This is a genomic window from Ruegeria sp. H3 (genome assembly GCF_056533095.1).
Genome location: NZ_JBQFOD010000014.1, coordinates 43,029 through 63,007, shown reverse-complemented (window position 1 = coordinate 63,007; position 19,979 = coordinate 43,029). Strand labels below are relative to the sequence as shown.

General features: G+C 56.4%; 17 protein-coding genes and 1 pseudogene. 9 read left to right on the top strand and 9 right to left on the bottom strand.

The genetic code is table 11. The annotated features are described in order from the left end of the window. Window positions 1-100: 100 nt before the first annotated feature. Window positions 101-997, bottom strand: a complete 897-nt coding sequence (locus ACR0JE_RS15920) for a LysR family transcriptional regulator (RefSeq protein WP_480864876.1) — start codon at window positions 995-997, stop codon at window positions 101-103. Between the two features lie 200 nt (window positions 998-1,197). On the opposite strand from ACR0JE_RS15920, the gene cuyA reads away from it, so the two are divergent. The 5 genes from cuyA to ACR0JE_RS15895 all read left to right on the top strand — a co-directional run bounded on the left by cuyA (window position 1,198) and on the right by ACR0JE_RS15895 (window position 6,588). Further along, window positions 1,198-2,211, top strand: a complete 1,014-nt coding sequence (cuyA, locus tag ACR0JE_RS15915; protein WP_480864875.1) for a D-cysteate sulfo-lyase — start codon at window positions 1,198-1,200, stop codon at window positions 2,209-2,211. Between the two features lie 32 nt (window positions 2,212-2,243). Next, window positions 2,244-3,203 carry an ABC transporter substrate-binding protein gene (locus ACR0JE_RS15910; protein ID WP_170377011.1) on the top strand — a complete coding sequence of 320 codons (960 nt, stop codon included), beginning with the start codon at window positions 2,244-2,246 and terminating at the stop codon, window positions 3,201-3,203. A gap of 69 nt (window positions 3,204-3,272) precedes the next feature. Next, the gene (locus ACR0JE_RS15905) at window positions 3,273-4,328 is read left to right on the top strand and encodes a betaine/proline/choline family ABC transporter ATP-binding protein (RefSeq protein WP_170554923.1); all 1,056 of its coding nucleotides are present in this window, start codon (window positions 3,273-3,275) and stop codon (window positions 4,326-4,328) included. Next, window positions 4,325-5,869 carry an ABC transporter permease subunit gene (locus ACR0JE_RS15900; RefSeq protein WP_170554926.1) on the top strand — a complete coding sequence of 515 codons (1,545 nt, stop codon included), beginning with the start codon at window positions 4,325-4,327 and terminating at the stop codon, window positions 5,867-5,869. The genes ACR0JE_RS15905 and ACR0JE_RS15900 overlap by 4 nt, the downstream gene beginning before the upstream one ends. Then, on the top strand, window positions 5,866-6,588 hold the full coding sequence (locus ACR0JE_RS15895; RefSeq protein WP_480864854.1) for an alpha/beta fold hydrolase: 723 nt from the start codon (window positions 5,866-5,868) through the stop codon (window positions 6,586-6,588). The genes ACR0JE_RS15900 and ACR0JE_RS15895 overlap by 4 nt, the downstream gene beginning before the upstream one ends. 265 nt (window positions 6,589-6,853) lie before the next feature. Here the strand turns inward: ACR0JE_RS15895 and ACR0JE_RS15890 are convergent, their stop codons facing one another. Further along, window positions 6,854-7,396, bottom strand: coding sequence for a thioesterase family protein (locus ACR0JE_RS15890; RefSeq protein WP_480543345.1), 543 nt, complete (start codon window positions 7,394-7,396; stop codon window positions 6,854-6,856). A 78-nt stretch (window positions 7,397-7,474) separates the two neighbouring features. On the opposite strand from ACR0JE_RS15890, the gene ACR0JE_RS15885 reads away from it, so the two are divergent. Then, window positions 7,475-7,960, top strand: coding sequence for a MarR family winged helix-turn-helix transcriptional regulator (locus ACR0JE_RS15885; protein WP_480543347.1), 486 nt, complete (start codon window positions 7,475-7,477; stop codon window positions 7,958-7,960). A gap of 254 nt (window positions 7,961-8,214) precedes the next feature. Here ACR0JE_RS15885 and ACR0JE_RS15880 read toward each other — a convergent pair whose 3' ends face one another. The 3 genes from ACR0JE_RS15880 to ACR0JE_RS15870 form a co-directional block, all read right to left on the bottom strand. After that, window positions 8,215-9,630, bottom strand: coding sequence for an RtcB family protein (locus ACR0JE_RS15880; RefSeq protein WP_480864853.1), 1,416 nt, complete (start codon window positions 9,628-9,630; stop codon window positions 8,215-8,217). Continuing rightward, window positions 9,623-10,666 (bottom strand): hypothetical protein, encoded by a 1,044-nt coding sequence (locus tag ACR0JE_RS15875; protein ID WP_480864852.1) that lies wholly within the window; start codon window positions 10,664-10,666, stop codon window positions 9,623-9,625. The genes ACR0JE_RS15880 and ACR0JE_RS15875 overlap by 8 nt, the downstream gene beginning before the upstream one ends. Window positions 10,667-11,386: 720 nt before the next feature. Then, entirely contained in the window at window positions 11,387-12,943 is a 1,557-nt protein-coding gene (locus tag ACR0JE_RS15870) for an RNA-binding protein (RefSeq protein WP_480864851.1), read from the bottom strand. 173 nt (window positions 12,944-13,116) lie between these two features. Here ACR0JE_RS15870 and rtcR point away from each other — a divergent pair, with 173 nt between their 5' ends. Beyond that, window positions 13,117-14,679, top strand: coding sequence for an RNA repair transcriptional activator RtcR (gene rtcR / locus ACR0JE_RS15865; RefSeq protein WP_480864850.1), 1,563 nt, complete (start codon window positions 13,117-13,119; stop codon window positions 14,677-14,679). Between the two features lie 460 nt (window positions 14,680-15,139). On the opposite strand, the gene ACR0JE_RS15860 is transcribed toward rtcR, so the two are convergent. The 3 genes and pseudogenes from ACR0JE_RS15860 to ACR0JE_RS15850 all read right to left on the bottom strand — a co-directional run. After that, complete coding sequence (locus ACR0JE_RS15860) at window positions 15,140-16,102, bottom strand: IS110 family RNA-guided transposase (protein ID WP_480864874.1); 963 nt, start codon at window positions 16,100-16,102, stop codon at window positions 15,140-15,142. A 188-nt stretch (window positions 16,103-16,290) separates the two neighbouring features. Beyond that, window positions 16,291-16,530 carry a M20/M25/M40 family metallo-hydrolase gene (locus ACR0JE_RS15855; RefSeq protein WP_480864849.1) on the bottom strand — a complete coding sequence of 80 codons (240 nt, stop codon included), beginning with the start codon at window positions 16,528-16,530 and terminating at the stop codon, window positions 16,291-16,293. 121 nt (window positions 16,531-16,651) lie between these two features. Further along, a pseudogene (locus ACR0JE_RS15850) lies at window positions 16,652-17,464 on the bottom strand (hydantoinase/carbamoylase family amidase); the annotation flags it as partial. Between the two features lie 88 nt (window positions 17,465-17,552). Here ACR0JE_RS15850 and ACR0JE_RS15845 point away from each other — a divergent pair. Next, on the top strand, window positions 17,553-18,311 hold the full coding sequence (locus ACR0JE_RS15845) for a FadR/GntR family transcriptional regulator (protein ID WP_480864848.1): 759 nt from the start codon (window positions 17,553-17,555) through the stop codon (window positions 18,309-18,311). Beyond that, complete coding sequence (locus ACR0JE_RS15840) at window positions 18,311-19,240, top strand: glutaminase (RefSeq protein ID WP_480864847.1); 930 nt, start codon at window positions 18,311-18,313, stop codon at window positions 19,238-19,240. Before ACR0JE_RS15845 ends, ACR0JE_RS15840 begins: the two co-directional genes overlap by 1 nt. Here ACR0JE_RS15840 and ACR0JE_RS15835 read toward each other — a convergent pair. Further along, the gene (locus ACR0JE_RS15835; protein ID WP_480864846.1) at window positions 19,210-19,899 is read right to left on the bottom strand and encodes a DUF1028 domain-containing protein; all 690 of its coding nucleotides are present in this window, start codon (window positions 19,897-19,899) and stop codon (window positions 19,210-19,212) included. The genes ACR0JE_RS15840 and ACR0JE_RS15835 overlap by 31 nt on opposite strands. Window positions 19,900-19,979 lie beyond the last annotated feature (80 nt).

Sequence of the window (19,979 nt, the reverse complement as noted above, 5' to 3'; positions counted from 1 at the left end):
TGCCGCGAGAAACGCTGCAATTTTGTACAGCCTTCGGCAATCAAAACTTGTTGCCGTCAGATGGCTATGGTCTTTGGCGCTGATTGGCACTTTTATCGGCTCAAGACTTTGAAAACAAATTCCTAGTCCAGAAATCAAGCAAAGTTTTCGCTATCTCGGTCTGTTGGTGGACATATACCACCACGTCAAGCTTTTCCTGACCCAATTGGTTGCGTAGGGAGATTAGCTCGCCGCTTTCAATTTCCTTGTGCACCATGCTGAATGGAAGCCAACCAACACCGAGACCGTTCAGGATCATTTCCTTTACCCCACTTGAAAAGGCCGTCTGGCAAACGGGGTTTTTGCTAAAATCGGCGGTTCCGAACGGGAGTTTGCTCTTGTTCAGTGCTTCGCCGAAATAGCTGTTTTCGGGATAGACGATGGCAGGCGTATCCAAAGGCACGTCACCGTTTCCGCGCACTGCGTACCTCAATCCGCCACCGATGACCGGAATGAGGTAGTCGTGCCCCCATGTACCGCGACAAATGCCCGAGCCGAACGGCATTGGGGCGACGGTTTGCGCCTCATAGCATAGCAGCATGTTGGTATCGCCGCGCAGGAACAGAGTGACACAATCGTTCAGATTGGCCGTTCTGAGACGAAACCTGAGCCCCTTGAACTTGGCATGTGCACGCAGTGCCATATCAGGGAAGGTGGAGACGACCGATGCATGTGTTGCGGCGATCGTTATAATCGAAACGGTTGGACCATGTTGAGCAATTTTTGTGCGCAGGTCATTTAATCTAGCGATCAAAGAGCGGATTTCGGCCTCGTTAGAGGCCAGTGCTGGACTGATCTCGACCCGGTTCGATTTGCGATCGAGAACTTCAATCCCCAGCCACTCCTCAAAACTGCGAATACGCCTTGAGAACGCGGGTTGCGTGATGTTTCTGCGGGCTGCAGCCCGCGTCATATTCCGCTCCTCCAGAAGGGCCAGAACATCGTCAAACCACAACATATTCATCCGCACCTCCATCGCACCCAAAGAAAATGTATGGGCAGCCTGCGAAATATGCACTGTTTTTATTCTTTTTCTTTTGAAAGTGTTTGGCTGTAGGCAAAAGCAGGGAGAGTGTGGTGGCTGAGACAATTCAGATAACCGGCGGTGACGCGATGGTCGCGCCGGAGATGGTTTTGAGTTTGTGCAAGGAGCTATCGCTGACGCTGGCGAAATTTCCCCGGGTATCGCTTGGTCATCTTCCTACGCCTTTAGAACCGATGGATCGCCTGAGTGAGGTTTTGGGTGGTCCGCGTTTGTGGATCAAACGGGATGATTGCACCGGCCTCTCGTCGGGTGGGAACAAGACCCGTAAGCTGGAATTTCTGATGGCTGACGCAGTCCAGAAAGGCGCAGATACCATCATCACGCAAGGGGCGACGCAATCCAATCACGCGCGTCAAACAGCAGCGGCGGCCGCAAAACTTGGCCTTGCGTGTCACATCCTGCTTGAGGATCGCACGGGTTCCAATGACCCGAACTATATTCTGAATGGAAACGTCCTGTTGGATCGTTTGCATGGCGCCAGCGTCTCCAAGCGTCCCGGTGGTGCGGACATGAAGGCCGAGATGGAAGCCTGCGCCGCGCGGATGCAGGCAGAAGGCAAAAACCCCTACATCATTCCGGGCGGTGGATCCAACCCGATCGGGGCATTGGGCTATGTGAACTGCGCGCGCGAGTTATGCGAACAGGCCGCCAATGCCGGCTTGAAAATCGACGCGCTGGTCCATGCGACCGGCAGCTCCGGCACCCAAGCCGGATTGGTCGCCGGTCTGGCAGCACTTGAAAGTGACATTCACCTTTTGGGCATCGGCGTGCGTGCCCCACAAGACAAACAGGAAGGCATGGTCCATGATCTGGCTGTGCGCACTGTTGAATACATGGAGACAGGTACGTCCATTGCGCGAGAAAATGTACGTGCAAACTGCGACTACGTCGGTGCAGGATATGGTCTTCCGACCAAAGGGATGATTGACGCGCTCAAGCTGTTGGCCCGCACCGAAGGACTTTTGTTCGACCCGGTCTATTCGGGTAAAGGGTTGGATGGGCTCATCGACCAAACCCGCAAAGGCTATTTCGACGGCATGGACAATGTCGTCTTTCTGCATACCGGCGGAAGCGCGGCCCTGTTTGGCTATCCCGAAACTTTCGAACTTCCTGGCTACGTGGCCTGAAAATAAACAACAAACCAACAAGGAGATATCAAATGAAACTAAAAAAATACTTGATTAGCGCGGCTTTGGTTTCAGCTCTCGGCGCACCACTTGCCGCTGAAGAGGTTAAGATCGGTGTTCCTACTTGGACCGGAGCGCAGGCTATTGCCCATGTCTTGGGTGAAATCGTGACCACCCGCATTGGCGGCACGGTGGAGTACGTGCCCGGTAACAACGCCACAATCTTTCAAGCGATGGATCAGGGTAAGGGTGATATCGATGTGCACCCTGATGTATGGCTGCCTAATCAGGAGGCCTTCACAAAGCAATATGTTGATGGTGCTGGCACCGTAACGTTGTCATCGAACCCCTATCAGGGCAATCAGGGTTTCTGCGTCTCCAAAGACTTTGCAGCAGAGATGAACATCACCGACATCGCGGATCTTGGACGCCCCGATGTGGCGGCTGCGATGGATAGCGATGGCAATGGTAAGGGTGAGATGTGGATCGGTGCACCTGGCTGGGCCTCGGCTAATGTGAACGAGGTGAAGGTGCGCGACTACGGCCTGTTGGACTTCATTGATCCAATTCGCGCCGAAGAAGCTGTGAAGACCGCGCGCATCAAGGACAGTATCGCCAAAAAAGAAGGATATGCCTTCTACTGCTATGAGCCGCATGCCGTCTGGTACATGTTTGACGTGGTGATGCTGACCGAACCGACTTATGACCCTGAAAAATACGTGATGGTGCAGCCCTCCGACGACCCTGACTGGTACAACAAGTCGATGGTAGCCAGTAAGGACGCTCTGAAGGAAGTTCAGATCGCCTGGTCCAACTCGCTTGGGGATCGCTCGCCGGCGATTGCGGAATTCTTCGCGAACTTCTCTCTGACAGCCGATGACGTGAGCTCGCTTGCGTTTGAGATCAGCGCCAATGGGCGCGATGCTGAGGAAGTTGCGGCCGAATGGGTTAACGCCAATTCCGAGCGCGTAGATGCGATGCTGGGTCTCTGAAACAGACCAAAAAACAACGGGCAGCACCTAGCGGTGCTGCCCCACTTAAAGGCACGCACGGGTGGGCGGATGAGCGACGAGACTGTAATCGAAATTTCCAACATCTGGAAAATCTTCGGGGCAAAACCTGAGGCCGCTCTGGAAGCCATTCGTGCGCGGGGGCTGACCAAGGCTGAAGTCCTTGCTGAATTCAACGCGGTGGTTGGCGTGGCCGATGTCAGCCTCAACGTCAATCGCGGTGAGATCTTCTGTATCATGGGCCTATCAGGGAGCGGCAAATCCACACTCGTGCGCCATTTCAATCGCCTGCTCGAACCGACGGCGGGCAAGATCGAGATCGAGGGCACGGACGTCATGGCACTCGGCACAAAGGAACTTCAGGCTTTCCGCAACCGGAAAATCGGGATGGTGTTCCAGAATTTTGCGTTGATGCCCCACCGTTCGGTCCTCGACAACGTGGCAATGCCGCTGGAGATCCGCCAGGTCGCCAAAAACGAGCGTATGCGGCAGGCGGCCGCCATTCTCGACATTGTCGAATTGGGGGCCTGGGGGTCGAAATTCGCGCACGAACTCTCTGGCGGCATGCAGCAGCGTGTGGGGCTTGCCCGTGCGCTCGCGGCCAATCCTGATGTTCTGTTGATGGATGAGCCATTCTCCGCACTTGATCCCCTGATCCGACGGCAGTTACAGGATGAGTTCATCCGGTTGTCGAAAATCCTCAAGAAAACAACGATCTTCATCACCCATGACCTTGATGAGGCTGTCCGCATCGGGGACCGGATTGCGATCATGCGTGACGGCAAGATGGTGCAGATCGGCTCGGCTGAGGACATTGTCATGCATCCCGCTGATGACTACGTCGCTGATTTCGTGGCTGGGATATCGCGGCTGAAGGTGGTGCATGCTCATGCGGCGATGCAGCCCTTGGACAGCTATCTCGCTACGCACGGCCCACTGCCTGCTGACATTGATCGGGTGGACCACAATGAGACACTTTCCGCTTTGATTACGCGAGCCATCGACGACGAACGGCCGGTTCTGGTGTCCGAAGGCGGCCAAGACAGAGGTGTTATCACTCGCGCAGATCTGTTGCGCACCGTGATTGAAGGGACGGAAATGTCATGAGCGAAGATCTTGGTGTGAACCCCCTTGAAGACACAGAAAGCGAAGCCGCGCAGGCCTATGCCGAGGAACGCCGCGAGAATATCCGCACCTTTGTGCGCACCAGCCCCGATTACTACATCCGCAATTTCGACAAGATCGGGGCGTCCGCGCGCTTTACGGCAACTTTCAACGCAATGGCCGGGCTCTTCGGTCCGATCTGGTTCGGCGCACGTGGACTTTGGTCATGGGCATTGGCCTTTCTTGTCGTCGAAGCAATCGGATTTGTGCAGATCGCGCGGGGCTTATTCGGAGATTTGGGAGCAGACGCGCTGGCCCGTGTGACCTCGATCGAAGGTACGCTCGATTTGCGCTACCAGCAGCTTGCGGCCGCCCAAGAGAGCGGCTCGGATCGAGCCGCGGCCATTCAACGCCAGATCGAAGGGCTGGAGGCCAATATTGAAGGCTTCCGCGCCGAGGCAGAATTGCTCGCCGCGCAAGGCCCGTCGATTGCCCTTACCGGTGTTGCCATCTTGCTTGTGGCCAAGCTCATACAGGCTGTGGCCGCCAATTGGGCACTGGAGGCCCGGTTTTCCGACTGGCTCTCAGATCGCACCATTCGCTCTGGCATGCCGGTCAGCCAGATAGTCTTTAGCGCGGGTTTCATGATCCTGTTAGTCGCGACCGCAATGATCCACTACAGCTTCCCGGGCCGTTTTTCATTTCTTAGCGAATTCCCGACAGATAACTCAATTCGCCTGGCTAGTATTGACAGTGTAGAGGCATTTATCGCCTGGTGCGTCGCCAACAGTGTGGCGTTCTTTGACGGGCTCACCGCAGCTATTCGCTGGTTGCTGGATGCCATGGAGGTTGCGTTGGTTCAGACCCCCTGGATCGTGGTGGCCGCGCTGATCGTTCTGTTGACCTGGCTTACCGCTGGCTTGCGCATGGCTATATGGTCTGGTGCCTTTCTGGCCTATATGGGCCTTCTCGGCTTCTGGGAAAAAGCTATGACGACGTTGGCGCTTCTCGGCACTGCGGCGTTGCTTTCCATCGTGATTGGCATTCCTTTGGGCATGTTCTCTGCGCGTCGACCGCGCTTCTACGCGGTCATCCAACCGATCATGGATTTCATGCAGACCATGCCTGCTTTTGTCTTCATGGTGCCTGTGATTGCCTTTTTCGGGGTTGGTAAGCCAGCGGCAGTCATTGTCACTATGATCTTCGGTGGGACACCCGTGGTACGCCTTACCGTTTTGGGCCTGCGTGGTGTGCCTGAAAGCGTGCGTGAAGCCGCGATCAGTTTTGGCGCCAACAAGTGGTACCTTCTCACCAAGGTCGATCTGCCGCTTGCCAGCCCCTCCATTCGCGCCGGTATCAACCAGACAATCATGCTTTCCCTGGCCATGGTCGTCGTGGCCTCGCTTATTGGTGCGAAAGGGCTGGGAGAAGACGTTCTCGAGGCGCTGCAATACGCCAATGTAGGCCAGGGTATCCTCGCAGGCTTTGCCATTCTCTTTTGCGCGATGATCCTTGATCGGATCGTTCAAGGTCAGCGAAAGTGACCCCCCTTGTCCTTGTTCATGGTTTCATGGGGGGCAGCGCACAATGGGATGGGTGTCGCGATACACTGCAGCAGCATGTTGATGTGATTGCAGTCGACCTGCCCGGGTTCGGAGCAAATGCCCATCTGCCGCCAATCGACAGTATTGGCGGTTATGCGGATTGGGTCGTCCGGCACCTCCGCAGCCTTGGGGTGGAGAAATACCATCTGCTTGGTCATTCCATGGGCGGCATGATCACTCAGGAAATTAACTTGCTCGACGAAGAAAGGATTGACCGTTTTGTGCTTTACGCAACTGGCGCCATTGGTGTTTTGCCGGGGCGGTTCGAAACCATTGAACAAAGTAAAAAGCGCGCTGTAGAAGACGGCCCGGTAGCCACCGCGCGTCGGATCGCAGCAACTTGGTTTTTAGATCGCGAAGCTGCAACCGGATATGAACACTGCGCCGCGATTGCCGCTCAAGCCAAGCTGCCGGCCCTGGAGGCCGGCCTTGACGCGATGCATGCTTGGTCAGGGGAACAGAACCTTAGCCGGATTCGGCAGGAAACACTTGTGCTTTGGGGCGATCGAGATCGGACCTATACGTGGAGCCAAATTCAAATACTTTGGGAAACAATTCCCAATACATCACTAGCAGTTGTGCCAGGCTGCGCTCACGCTCTACATGCCGAAAGACCCGACTTATTCATACGTTTAGTCTCCGACTTTTTGGACCGCTGAGCAATGCCAACAACTTGGACTTTTGTCGGGCGGCAGCCAAAGTCAGCTTTGTCCGCCCAGTTCCAATCCACCACTCGCTAAATTTGGCTCCCGCAGCGAAAGTCAGCAATGTGGGCTGCGACTGCAGCATTAAAGGGTAGTGTCGGATGTCGGCTCTGGGCCGTCCTTACCTAGCAGAGCGCTCAAAAACGTGCCGATGCCGCGCTGAGTCATAGGTCGGGAAAGAGCCCAAAGTACTGGATGCTGCGGTGCGCACCAATGACCGCTAGGTCTGGTCACCCGAAGTACAGGCGAGCAGCTTCACCTCACTTTCCTTCCAGTGCAAAACCGCGCCAGGCAAGGGATGATCAGGGATCGGGATGCCAAGCGCTTGGAACGCATCTGCGTTATTCACAAGCCCATCGCGAGAGACCGCCGCACCTTTACAGTAGCCACTAGCGCATAACCGTCCGTCCAGCGATGTAAATTGAAAGGACAGGTAGTTCCAATGAGTGTCACTGCCGGTCCAGCGGTAGCTTACTTTGTATTGCTGTCCGAGTTTGAGTTGCCGCCGATATGTGATGATCGAGCCGCCCAACACTGGTTTCCATTTGTTCTTCAGCAGGGTCCTCAAGAATCCTGTGCGTGCGAAATATTCAACGATCATCAGGTCAGCAACTGTCAGATAACGACCATTGTTCATGTGCAAGTTGATGTCGATGTCGTTTGGAAGGACGCGAAAGGTGCGTTCGAACGGCTCCGTGATGGTGAGTTTGGGCAGCCACCACGCCCGCAATAGTGTCCAGAAAAGCCTAAGATACAAATTCATAGCGACACCCCAATTGGTTCAATCTTGAACATTATAGATCAACTTTGAACTTTACAAGAATGAGGTTAGAAGGGTGTCATGATCGACCGCACCACCAAAACAACGAACAACACGCCCACACTGGAAGATGCGACGGAGGCATGGCTGTCGGTGGTACGGGCCTACAATGAATGCAGCGCCACGTTGTTGCACCACCTCTCTCCGCTGGGTCTGTCACTGCTGGAGCATGAAGTTCTTATGAACCTTTTGCGGTTTGACGGGATGACACAAAGACAGCTATCGCAAAGGTGCTATTCCGCCAAAAGCGGAATTAGCATGTTGATTTCGAGGTTTGAGCGCGATGATCTTATCGCGCGGAACCCTTCTCCAAAAGACCAACGCGCGTGGTGTTTATCGTTGACCCCGAAGGGCCAGGGTCTCGCGCAGGAGGCGCTAGCAGTGCAAACAAAGGTGGTCGGACAGATGGCAAAAGCGTTTTCGGCATCCGACATTTCCACCATCAAAACTGGCATGGATACTGCGTCAAACTTTCTGCAGGATTTGCGATCCCAGCCTGGCCGATGAAACCAAACCGGACATTGGAGCAAATGCAGCGAAAGCTCGCTTTGTCCGCAGACTGTGAGTTTGACCTCCATCAGACTTCGCTCTCACGGCGAATGTCCGGTGAGCAGGCTGCGACCGCAGCATCTTGAAGGTAGATCAAAGGTCCGGAAAGGGCCGATCTCCCCCCTGCGCTCAGTCCTTTTGGCAAATTCCATGTATTCATCAAACTTCCATCATTAGGATGTTGAGTTGGAAGTTGCCAAGGTCGCCAGCTGTTACCGGCGACCTTTCTTTTTGTTCTTCCAGAATGGCGGGACAACACCAGCCATGATGCAGCCGTAAGGATCGATGTAGTCTTCGATATCTGCCAGATCATACGACTTGATCTGCGCCACAACGCGATCCGCGCTTTTATAGCTGGATGGCAGCTCGGATGCGTCGACTCCACCAGCATAGAACCGGATATCCAGACCTTCGGTCTCTGCCTTCAGCATCTCATCGGGCGTAACCGATCCCATCCGGCGCTTATGCTCGGAACGTGAAAAGTTCCGCCCTGCCCCATGCGGGCTGAAGCCCAGACCGTGACCCCTGTCTTTACCATGCACCACCAGAACCGGTTCGGACATATTCAGGGGGATCAGCGTCAGACCCGTTGCATCCGCCGCATAATCTCCCCACGCCGGGGTCGCGCCTTTGCCGTGGTAGAACAGATCACTACGCTTGAAGACGAAGTTGTGCTCATTCCAGAACCGCTCACCCACATCACTCACGCGCGCAGCCTCAACCGTCGCCTGGTGGATCGCATTGTGGTTGGCTTTGGTCCATTTGCGGATCAATTGCAGCGCTTCCCAATAGTCGCGCCCTTCCTCCGTATCCGCCGGGATCCAGGCGTTTTGCTTGGGTGTTTTCGGTGAAAGCTGTTTGCGGAACTTTTCAGCCACAGCCATTCCGTTTTTGTACAGCACCGCGCCCGGCCCACGCGAGCCATGGTGGGTCACAATCGCCGTCCGACCGGTTTTGCGTGAACGTCCGACAAACAGGAAATGGTTCCCGTCACCCTGAGTGCCCATATGTTCCTGCGCCATGCGCAGCGACTTGGGGTTGTCCAGAAACGGGTTTTCCCGGAACGCATCCAACAGCTTCAATGAGGTCGTGAACCGCTTGCCCTGCGGTCGCCCGCCCGGCCCAAAATGCGTCACAGATTGCGCCGCATCCAGTACCTGCTTTGGGTCCGCATCCCCCAGATCGGTGATCATGACCGAGCAACAGATGTCCGCCGAGTGCATCCCCGGATGAATCGCATTCCGCGCGGCGGCCACCCCACCCACCGGGATGGTGCCAACCGGCCCGGCCGGACAGGCATCGGGCATGATCGCCCCAGCCTCAATCGTCGGCGTCCGCATCAGCGCCGTCATCGTCTCGCGTACTTTCGAAACGTTGTCTTCCTCATCCGGATGCGCCGCGTCGATGTTCTCGTGAAATGCCACCTCTGCGGGCGCGCGCGGATCAATCGTTGGCGGGATCGGAGAGATCTCGCCCTCCAGCTCCTGCCGGATGCGCACCAGCCCAAACCCCTCGGCCCGCATCTCATTCGCGCGCGCCAGCAGAGCCGGGAACTGCTTGCCGGGGCGATGGCCCCAGTCTTTCAGATGGTCCCCGGTTACGGGGTAGTTTTCGGCTTCTTCAGTCATTTTCTTTGTCTTTCTTCGTATTGCTCGGATACTTGCGATGGAAAAACTCCATGCGACTTCGAACTGATGCCGCAGAATCTTCACTCAATAGCTTGACCTCATCAGAGAATTCCTTGCCTCCATCCTTGATGAATTTGTCAGCTACCTTCTTACGAACCATCGCAGAGGTGTCACGCGCACCAGAACGCACAACAGCCGCGCAATTTACCGGATCAATATCCAGAACCCGTTCTTCAAAGATCGGAACGCGCCTGCTGATACCCAGAGGCTTGTTGACCCATTGCTTTGCGTATCCACTTTTCCAACGCACCTGTTCATTCACAACGCATTCGATAGCGGCTGATCTGACAAACGGCGACCTCGCGGATCTTGCCAGTCGATTCAGGGCATGATCCAACGTGCTTTCAAGGATCTGTCTTTTGAGCACATGCACCAAAGGGCCATTTGTTTGTTTTGCCAAAGCTTCTTCCAAAGCGGAAAGCCAAAGAGGACATTCCCTTAGAGTATTCAGAGCTTCGGCACCTCCGCGTTGCCATATTCCGACTCTCGCAACAGCAAATACCGCCAAGCTGGCCAGAGCCGTTTGAGACAATTGGGGCGCACGGGTGCGTAACCGATCAAACGCTGCTTCGCGCACTTGTGGAACCCAATCGTTGCAACGCAGCAATAGTGCCGTTTGCGCTGCGGTATCCTCATCTCCGATGATCATCGATTGAACAGCGGACTGTCGATATCGTCCATTGTGACTATGCACAAATAGCCATGCGGTCTGTGGACTTCTTGCAATTTCCTGCTCGAAAAATGGCGGTTTCAAGCGCAAGATTCGGGCAACCACACCGGGCTTCCGACTCCCTTGGAATTCAGCGTCTCGATGTACTCGGCGCAATTGCGGATCAATCCGGGCGACGTCCCACGGGGAAAGCCGAACTCTGTGCGCATTGAAGCGGCGGAGTGCCAAACTTGGGCGGCCGTTCAAACACATTTCAACAGCCTTACCAGCCAAATGGAGCGTTTTTTGAGTGTCTGTCATCATCATACTCTGTTCATTTAACCAGGAGCCCCGGCGACAAGGGGTGAAGAAACAGTTGGGAGGCCCGCCCCGCATCTGAATGGGCAGATGCGTTTGCCGTCTGGGAGCCGGCACGGAGGGGAGTTGAACCCGCTCGACCTGTCCCTGGTATGCCATGTAGTTCCTTCGGCATTCGCCGGGGTATTCCTTTCGTTTCGGGTCTCGACGACAAGGCGGTCGTGTTTGCGTGCAAAGCACGACCATGGTGAAACGCCTGCTCTACCTGACTGAGCTACCGTCCCTCCCTAAGGGGCTCGGACGAGCGGGATTTGAACCCGCGACACGGAGATTAACAATCTGTAGTTCCACCGGCATTCGCCGAGACATGCTCCTTTCAATTCGGGTCAGGCAGACAAGGGGTGGTGAGACAGCGCCCTTTGACGGGCGCGGATCGGTTACAGCGATGTAGTCCCACCGGCATTCTGCCTGACGTTATTCGGGTCCCGACGACAAGTCGGTCGTGTTTGCAAGCAAATCACGACCAGGGTGAAACATCATCACTGAGCTACGCGCATAACGCGGCGAGAGTCGAACCCGCGACCTCCGGCCTGCTGACCAGCGCTCTATCCTGTAGTTCCACCAGCATTCGCCGGGAATTGTCTGTTTGGGTCAGGCGGACAAGATGTTTGTGAGACATCTGACAGAGTTCAAAGCTGTAGTCCCACAGGCATTCCGCCTGACCCGTTTTCAAAGTTCGATCTTCTCGATCTCGCCGACCCAATGATCCGGGCCGGTCCGACCAGAGGCGAACGCCGCGATCTGGTCAAAGACCGCATCCGAGAACCCGCCGACATTCAACACGTCTTCACGTGTCTGCGCCTGTGTGGTTCCGTATGGGGCGATGTCAATACAGACCAGTTTGGCCTTTGGGTTGCGACGCTTGATCACCTCCCATTCTTTCAACATCGCTGTGCCCTGCCCACCGCCCCTGGCATCCTCCCAGGATTGGTTGTCGGACACGAACACCACCAGATCCGGTGCGCGGCCGCGTTTGTTCAGCCAGGCCAGCGGTGCGGAACAGTTCGTGCCACCCCCGGCCAGCGCTGCCAGACGCTCGGCATTGGTCAGGATCGTGTCGCGCGGCTCCAGACGGACATCACGCACGTCGAAGTCGAACGGCAACACCTGACACCCGCGGTTCACGCATTGGAAAGACGCAGCCACCAGCGCTGCCACATCCACGTGACGCACGGCCGAGGTTGCCCCCGCGCGGTACCCGGTCACCGACCAGTTCATCGAGCCGGACACGTCCGGGCACACAACCACCTGCCCCGCAACTTTCGGGACATTCTGCACCGCGATCTCCATCGCATCATGCAGCGCATCCACGATCGGACGCGGCATATCGCCGGACACGTTCTGCGCCGCCACCATCAGCTGGTACGGAAACACCCGTGCCTTGGCGATGGCCTGCGGGTCGCGCAGCAAGGCGGCCACGTGATCCACGTTCCGGGTCACGTTGAAAACCCCGTGACGGTGGAACGTGTTCAGGTTCTGCCGCACCATCTGCCACGAGCCCTTGCGCGCGATCCGCGCCCAGTGCTCGGCCGACAGGTCCAGCTGCGTCAGCATCTGAAACGGCACATCTGGCATCGCGCCCTTGCCGGTCTCGCGAAACGCGATCCAGTCCTGCAGGGCCCGTGGCAGCCGTGCCAGATTGCACGGCCGCCCGACGATCCAGGCAAACAGCGCCTCCCGCTCGGCCGAGGCCGGTTTCGGGTGCACCATCTTGATCACGTCTGCCAAAGACGGGTCATTCCCGATATTGGCGTTCAGCAGCGCCCGGTCAGACGCGGTGTTCAACCAGGCCTGCACCAAGGCTTTTGGCGCAGAGCCCAGAGATTTCCGCCCCGTCTGACCCGACCGGATAACCTGCACGAAGGTGCGCAGCATCTTGCCGTTATCGATCACATGGGCGAAAGCCGCACGGAACAGAACCGGGTCACGCCGGGCCAGAATGGCCAGCAGAACCGCAGGCATATCCTTCATGTATCCCGACTGGCGGGCATAGATCGCAGCCTGCGCCAGAAACTTCGGCTCGACCGCTTCGGCCACATCCAGAACGTATTCCAGTTCCTCTTGCGGCGATTGATAGAACATGCCCCCGAAGGTGCCAGTCACGGCGACTTGTGCCAGAGCATGGGCATCGGAATAGGCGTAGGCCAGCGCCCCGTGGGCGTTCTGTGCAGTTGCCTTTGGCAGCAGCCGGCCTTTGATCGATGCAAACACGGATTTGTTCGCCATTGTCTTGTCCTCGTTGTTTTGTGAGGATGTTTTGCCATGGTTCAGCTTGCGGTCAGAGAAAAACTTACAACTGAGTTAAGCTATTGATTCATTTAAATTCTATCGCCCGTTGAAGAAATTCGCGCCGAGCTGTACGATACAAAAAGATCGGAAAATATAAAAATAGATAAGATATGAAAAACGTCGTTATTGGATTCCTCGGTACACAGCTGGATATGGGCAAGAAACGGCGCTGGAAGCCGACGCCCAGCCTGACCATCCATGACCATTTCAATGTCGACCGGCTTGAGCTGCTGCACGACCACAAATTCAATCGCCTTGCCCATCAGGTTAAACGCGAAATCGAAGAGCTATCGCCCCAGACCGAGGTACTGTTGCACCGAATGGACCTGACCGACCCTTGGGACTTTCAGGAGGTGTATGGCAAGCTGTTCGACTTTGCACGCATCTATGGGTTCGACGAAGATCGCGAGCAATACCACGTCCACCTGACCACAGGCACACATGTGGCCCAGATTTGTTGGTTCCTTCTGACCGAAAGCAGGCACATCCCTGCGCGGCTGATCCAGACCGGTCCGCCCGGACCAGAGGACAAAACCCCCAAGTTCGACATCATTGACCTGGACCTCAGCCGCTACAACGCGCTGCAACAGCGGTTCGATCAACTGTCGCGCGAATACAGCGATCAGTTAAAGGGCGGGATCGAAACGCGCAACGCGCGCTACAACGCGCTGATCGACCGAATTGAGCTGGTCGCGAGCAATTCTGACGAACCGATCCTGCTGCTTGGTGAAACCGGAACCGGCAAAACCGAACTAGCGGAACGCATTCATGGCCTTAAACTTGATCGACGCCGCGTCAAAGGTCGTTTGGTCCACGTAAACTGCGCGACATTGAACGGGCCTGACGCCATGGCAATGTTATTCGGCCAGCGCCGTTCCTACCTTGGCGCAGCGGGCACTGAGCGCAGCGGGCTGCTACGCGAAGCCGATGGCGGTGTTCTGTTTCTAGATGATGTAGACGAGTTGAACCCCAATATGCAGTCGGTTCTCCTGCACGCGATTGACACTGGGCGGTTCTATCCGTTGGGATCTGACCACGAAATCTCAAGCCGGTTTCACCTGATCGCCGGTGCCAACCGCGATCTGCGCAGTTTGACGGCGTCCGGGCAGTTTCGACCGGATCTTCTGGCCCGGTTGAACACGTGGAGTTTCACCTTGCCTGCGCTGCGCAATCGCACCGAAGACATAGAGGCCAATCTGCTGCACGAGCTGGATCGCTGCGAGCGGGACTTGGGCACTCATGTCGGTTTCCACTCCGATGCCCGCGAGAAATATCTGGACTTCGCCAAAGATCCGGCAACTGGGTGGCCAGGCAACTTCCGAGACTTCTCGGGTTCGATCCGACGGCTGTGTACGCTTGCGCCGCGTGGACGAATTACACGTGCGATGGTCGCAACCGAAATCGAAGCGCTTGAAACTGATTGGAAATCGGCTCAGTCCAATGATGATTTCAAGCTGGTTGCAGATGTGATGGGCGATGCTGTGTCTGATGTTGATCCGTTTGACCTGGTTCAACTGGCCGAAGTCATCCGGGTCTGTCACCGTTCCTCTAGCCTGAGTGCAGCCGGGCGTGCACTGTTTTCTGTTTCGCGCGGCAAGCGCAAAACACAGAATGATGCAGATCGGTTGAGAAAGTACTTAGGCAAGTTCGGGCTAGAATGGGGCTCAATCTGACAAAAGATGTAGACGCGTTTCCGTGATTTTACTCAGCTGCAATATCTTTCAAACGATGTTTAAGCCCGACGCCTCCGTGCAAGAGTAAGCGTCGGTACTGTTAGCCACAAGCCAACCTTGTATCTGAGCCGGGCTGCGCCTTTGCGCCTGCAGCGAAAATCCGGTCCGATATGTCGCACCGCAGCAAAGACTAAGTCGAGCGAATGTCCTCTGTGGGTGGCTTCTGCATTGCAAGAGTTTTTTGTTGATATTTGCGGGTATTTTGTCAGTACCTTCGTCTGTCCGGCCTGTTTGCGTGGCGGCATTGTCGCCACTGGCCTTGATGAATTCCGCGAGCGAGGTTCCAATCGGCTTATCGACCTCTGAGGGTCGCTGCCATTCCCGGAGTATCCTTGCTCTTGGTTGACTTAATTCCGCATCATCACTTCAACGTCTTGCATCTCCTGGGTAGTCGGCGCGGTTAGAACGCAGGCTGCCGGTATTCCCGTTTCTTCGTGAGCATCGCCCAGATGGCTCGAGCGGCCTTGTTGGCCATGGCGGTTGTTGCCAATCGGAATGGTTTGTCTGCGATAATTCTCGCTGTCCACAGATCGACCTTCTCTGGCGAACGTTTCGCCATCACAGCGCGCGATGTCATGCCTACGACCAACAGCTTGCGAATGTAGCGATCACCTTGCTTGGTGATCTTGCACAGACGTTCCTTGCCACCGCTGGATTTGTTGAGCGGGGTCAGTCCCAACCACGCCGCCAGATCGCGTCCGGTCCGGAACTGTTTTGCATCACCGATCGTTGCGATGATCGCTGACGCCGTGATCGGCCCGATGCCAGGCATGCGCGTTAATCGGCGTGCGTCAGCATTCAGCAGGACATGTTGTTCGATCATCTTCGAATAGCCGTCAATGCGCGCGTTCAGCCCAATGAACTGATAGCACTGTATGCCAAGCATCCCGTTGGCGATCTCCGGCATCTCTGGATGGTCGCCATCATGGTGACGCATTGCAAAAGCCGTCACTGCTTCGATCCCAATGGGCAAAATGTGCCCAAACTCGCGCAGCAAGCTGCGGATCATGTTAGCCAGTTGGGTACGCTGCCGGACGGCCAGATCTCGAGTCCGGTGGATTGAGAGAATGGCTTGCTGCTCTTCCGTCTTGATCTCGACAAATCGCATGGTTGGTCGACGGACCGCTTCACAGATTGCCTCAGCATCAACGGCGTCGTTCTTGCCGCGCTTCACGTAGGGTTTGACGTATCCGGCCGGCATAAGCTTCACGTCGTGCCCCAATTTGCGCAGCTGGCGGCCCCAGTGATGGGACGAACCGCATGCCTCCATGCCGACGACACAGGGCGGAAGCGTCTCAAAGAAGCGGAGCAGTTGCGCTCGCTTGATGGCTTTGTTGAAAATCACTCGGCCGTTCTCTGAAATGCCGAGAACTTAAAAAACATCCTTGGCCAGATCCAGGCCGACGGTCTTTACTGTCATTGGGTGGCTCCTTTCCTAGCAGTCAATCACAACTGCACTTTGGCACATTCGATGCCGGTGGAGCAGGAGCCACCCACCTCATCCGCAATGGGCCGCATAACTCTTCGAGATGTTTTAGCTCAGTGGTTGCGTCACGCGTCGTATCGGCTCGAGATCCGTTTAATTGCCTGTTCCAGAACATCGATAGCTTTACACATACTTGCCGCGTCAACGTATTCTTCCGGACGATGGCTTACACCCGCACGGCAGGGGACGAAGATCATTGCAACCGGACAGATATCGGCCATGGCAGACGCATCGTGGGTGGCACCTGACATCAAAAGCAGGGTAGCATGGCCCGCATCCTCTGCTGCGTCGGATAGCGCCGTCATGAGATGATTGTCGCAGGGGACAGCGCGCTGTTCGTACGTACGGGTGATCGAAAACTGGAGGCTTGCGGCGCGCGTCTTCGTCGGCGCGCACTTCGAGTGTGAACTCGACAACGCCTGGCACCGCATTCACCGCACCAGGGCTAATCGACAGCGTGCCGACGGTTGCCCTGAGATTTGTCTGTGCCGTTGCTCGTGCATTGATTTCGCTGATCAGGTGGGCAGATCCGACAAGCGCGTCACGTCGGTCCGCCGTCGGGACAGTTCCCGCGTGACCGGTTTCGCCAGTGACCATGATGTTATAGCGGGAAATGCCGCATATGGCCGTCACAACCCCGATTGGGACGTTTGCGTTTTCTAGAACCGGGCCTTGCTCGATATGCGCTTCGAGATACCCCGCAATTGACTTAGGACAGCGTTTAATCGTCAACGCCTCCTTCGGGTTCGCTCCAAAGGTGCGCATGGCGTCACCCATCTTGGTGCCTTGACGGTCGGTCATTTCGAATACAGTGGGGTCCAGAGTACCGGCTAGCGCCCGCGGACCGATCAGAGCAGTCGGAAACCGAACGCCTTCTTCGTCGGCAAAGGCAAGGACTTCGATGCCGACGGGAAGCGCGTCCCATAGGCCATAGAAGCGTTTTGCTGCAAGACAGGCGAGCGCGATCCCCATGATCCCGTCAAATTGACCGCCGTTTGGAACACTGTCCTGATGCGAGCCCATTAGGATGACCGGCTTGCCTGTCTCATTTGGTGACCGCCCGACGAGTGTACCTGCGGCGTCCAGTTCGGTGGACAGCCCGGCATCCTCCATCCAACTCTTTATCTCCTCCAGTGCGGCCTTATGCTCGGGCGTCCAGGGCAGGCGCGTAACGCCTTCCTCTGTTGCGCTATGTTTGGAAATGGCCGAAAGACGTTGGGCGGCGATGTCACCATCCATGATATTTTCCTTGAATTTATCATGATAAATTGATTCCATGGTTTAACGGCGAACGCGCCGTGACGCTACCAAAAACGTGAGGAGCGCCTTGGCTTCGCAGAAGACACAGACGAAACGGAAAAGATCGCGCCCCATTCAGGTCGCCGATGAAATAAAGTCGTGGGTGGTCGAGCAGGGACTTCAACCTGGAGATCGCTTGCCCAGCGAGCCTGAACTCATCGAGCGGTTTCAGATGTCCAAAGGGACGATCCGCGAGGCCATGCGGCTGCTACAGGCTCAAGGTCTTGTTGCCACGAAGACGGGCCCTGGTGGCGGCAGTTTTGTCGGCGAAGTGACGACAGAGCGCGCGCACGCGCTGCTTGCCAATTTTTTCTATTTCAAGAACGTCTCGATCGACGACATCTATCAAGTGCGTGTGGCACTTGAACCAGAGAACGCCGCTTCACTCGCCGGGCGGTTGTCAGCGCATCAGCTCCAAGAGCTTCGCGAAATTACGATGCGCTATGTTACCCCTGCGGAATCAGCCGAAGAAGAGCGCGCTCAGCATGTCGACTCACTTCTGTTCCATGCCAAGCTGGCGGAATATGCCGAGAACCCAATCCTGGGGTTCATGATCGGATTTCTTGCAGAGATTCTGACGCAGCTGACGGTCTACAAGCGCCTTTATTCCAAACCAAACCACAAGCTCTGGCGCGAAGGGCGTGACCACCAGATTGCGCTGATCGAGGCGTTGCGCGAGGACGACCCTGACCGTGCGAGGGACATTGTGCTGGAGCATATGAAACTCGCCCGCCGCCTGATGGAGGATCAGGAGGCCGTCGTCATGAAGCGGTTCATCGCCGAGTGATGTCCGCCACGATCGCGAATTTGCAACAGATTGCCGAGCATGGGGTCGCAGAAGCAATCGAAACGGCTGATTGGGGGCAGATTGCGACCTACATCCCCGAATTGGCCTCAATCCCGCCGGATCAGGTTGGGGTCGCGATGGCTCTGCCTGATGGTATGGTCGTACGAGCAGGGCAAGCCGAAACGCCGTTCTCTATCCAGAGTGTCTCGAAGGTTTTTGCCCTGGCCTCGGTTCTGGGCCGGGTCGGCGATGATCTTTGGTTGCGCGTCGGGCGTGAGCCCTCTGGCACAGCTTTTGACAGCGTGGTGTTGCTGGAACGAGAGGAGGGGCGTCCGCGCAACCCGTTTATCAACGCAGGAGCGCTTGTCACTACGGACGCCATGATTGGTGGCCGAGAGCCTAAAGATGCCCTCGCCGAGCTTGTTCGTTTTGTGCGCGCAGCGGCCCAGGACGACGACATTCACATCAACAAGCGTGTTGCGGAGTCGGAAAAGGCCTCAGGGCATCGGAACCTCGCGCTCGCTCACTACCTGAAATCGCATGGAAATCTGACAAATACGCCCGAGCGGGTCTTTGGCACTTACTGTCACCAGTGTGCGATCGAGATGAGTTGTGTACAACTTGCCCGCGCGGGTTCGGTTCTGGCGCAGTTCCCAGATGCCGCCGGGCTTATTTCAGATAAACGTGCGCGCCGGATTTGCGCGCTCATGATGACGTGCGGCCACTACGATGGTTCGGGGGAATTCGCGTTTCGCGTCGGTCTGCCGGGCAAAAGCGGCGTAGGTGGTGGAATCCTAATTGTCGCGCCTGGGCGGGCATCGATTGCCGTCTGGTCACCCGGTTTGGATCGTTACGGCAATTCGAAGGTTGGCACGCGACTGGCTGAGTTTATAGCGGATCAGACCGGCTGGTCCGCCTTTTCAAGGTAAGGCTCGGCGCGTTCAGGGTCGTCAAGTGTTGGGACGAGCATAGCCCAGTCCGCGTATGGGCCGGACGTTGCGGCCTGATGAAGGGCGCGCAGGTCAGAAAGCGGTGTGGCGGACTTGTCGACACGCAGTGTCAGCGGGGCCGCGCTGCGGTTAACGATCAGCAAAGCGGCGGACAGCACCCCCCGACTGTCACCCCCTTCGCGCGAAGCGGCCTCTAGCGCGGCTAAAAGCCGTTCGGCAAAAGAGCCTTTGGCGACGTGGAAACCGTCGAAACAGGCGTCGATCACGTCCTGGTTCTTTAGAAGGTTTCCGGCAACAATGACGTTCGATCCGGAACGGCTTCCTGCCGAAGGGATGCTGTCTCGCCCTGTGAATGCAAAGACTTCACCCTTCGGATCAAGAGCCGCAAGTTGCCTCTGCGCCCGTCCCGCATCTGCGTTTACGACACCCAAGACGGCATCCCTGGCGCTTTTCCCGGCCCGCATAGCGACAAGGGTATCTGTCCCCCACATCGTTGACGGCAATGACCCTTGCGATGCCGAGAGGCCTGATTCGGCGTCTCCGCGCAGCACCCAACCCCCAACACAAAGGCTTCCCGTGGTCGCTGCGCCCCCGTAACTGCCTGTTTCTTTGTCAAAAGCGAGGATTGAGATCGTCACTTGGGCACCTCCTTGCAGGTGGGCTTGAATTTATCATGAAAATTTGGCCTGATGCAATTTATCATGAAAAATACTCCAAG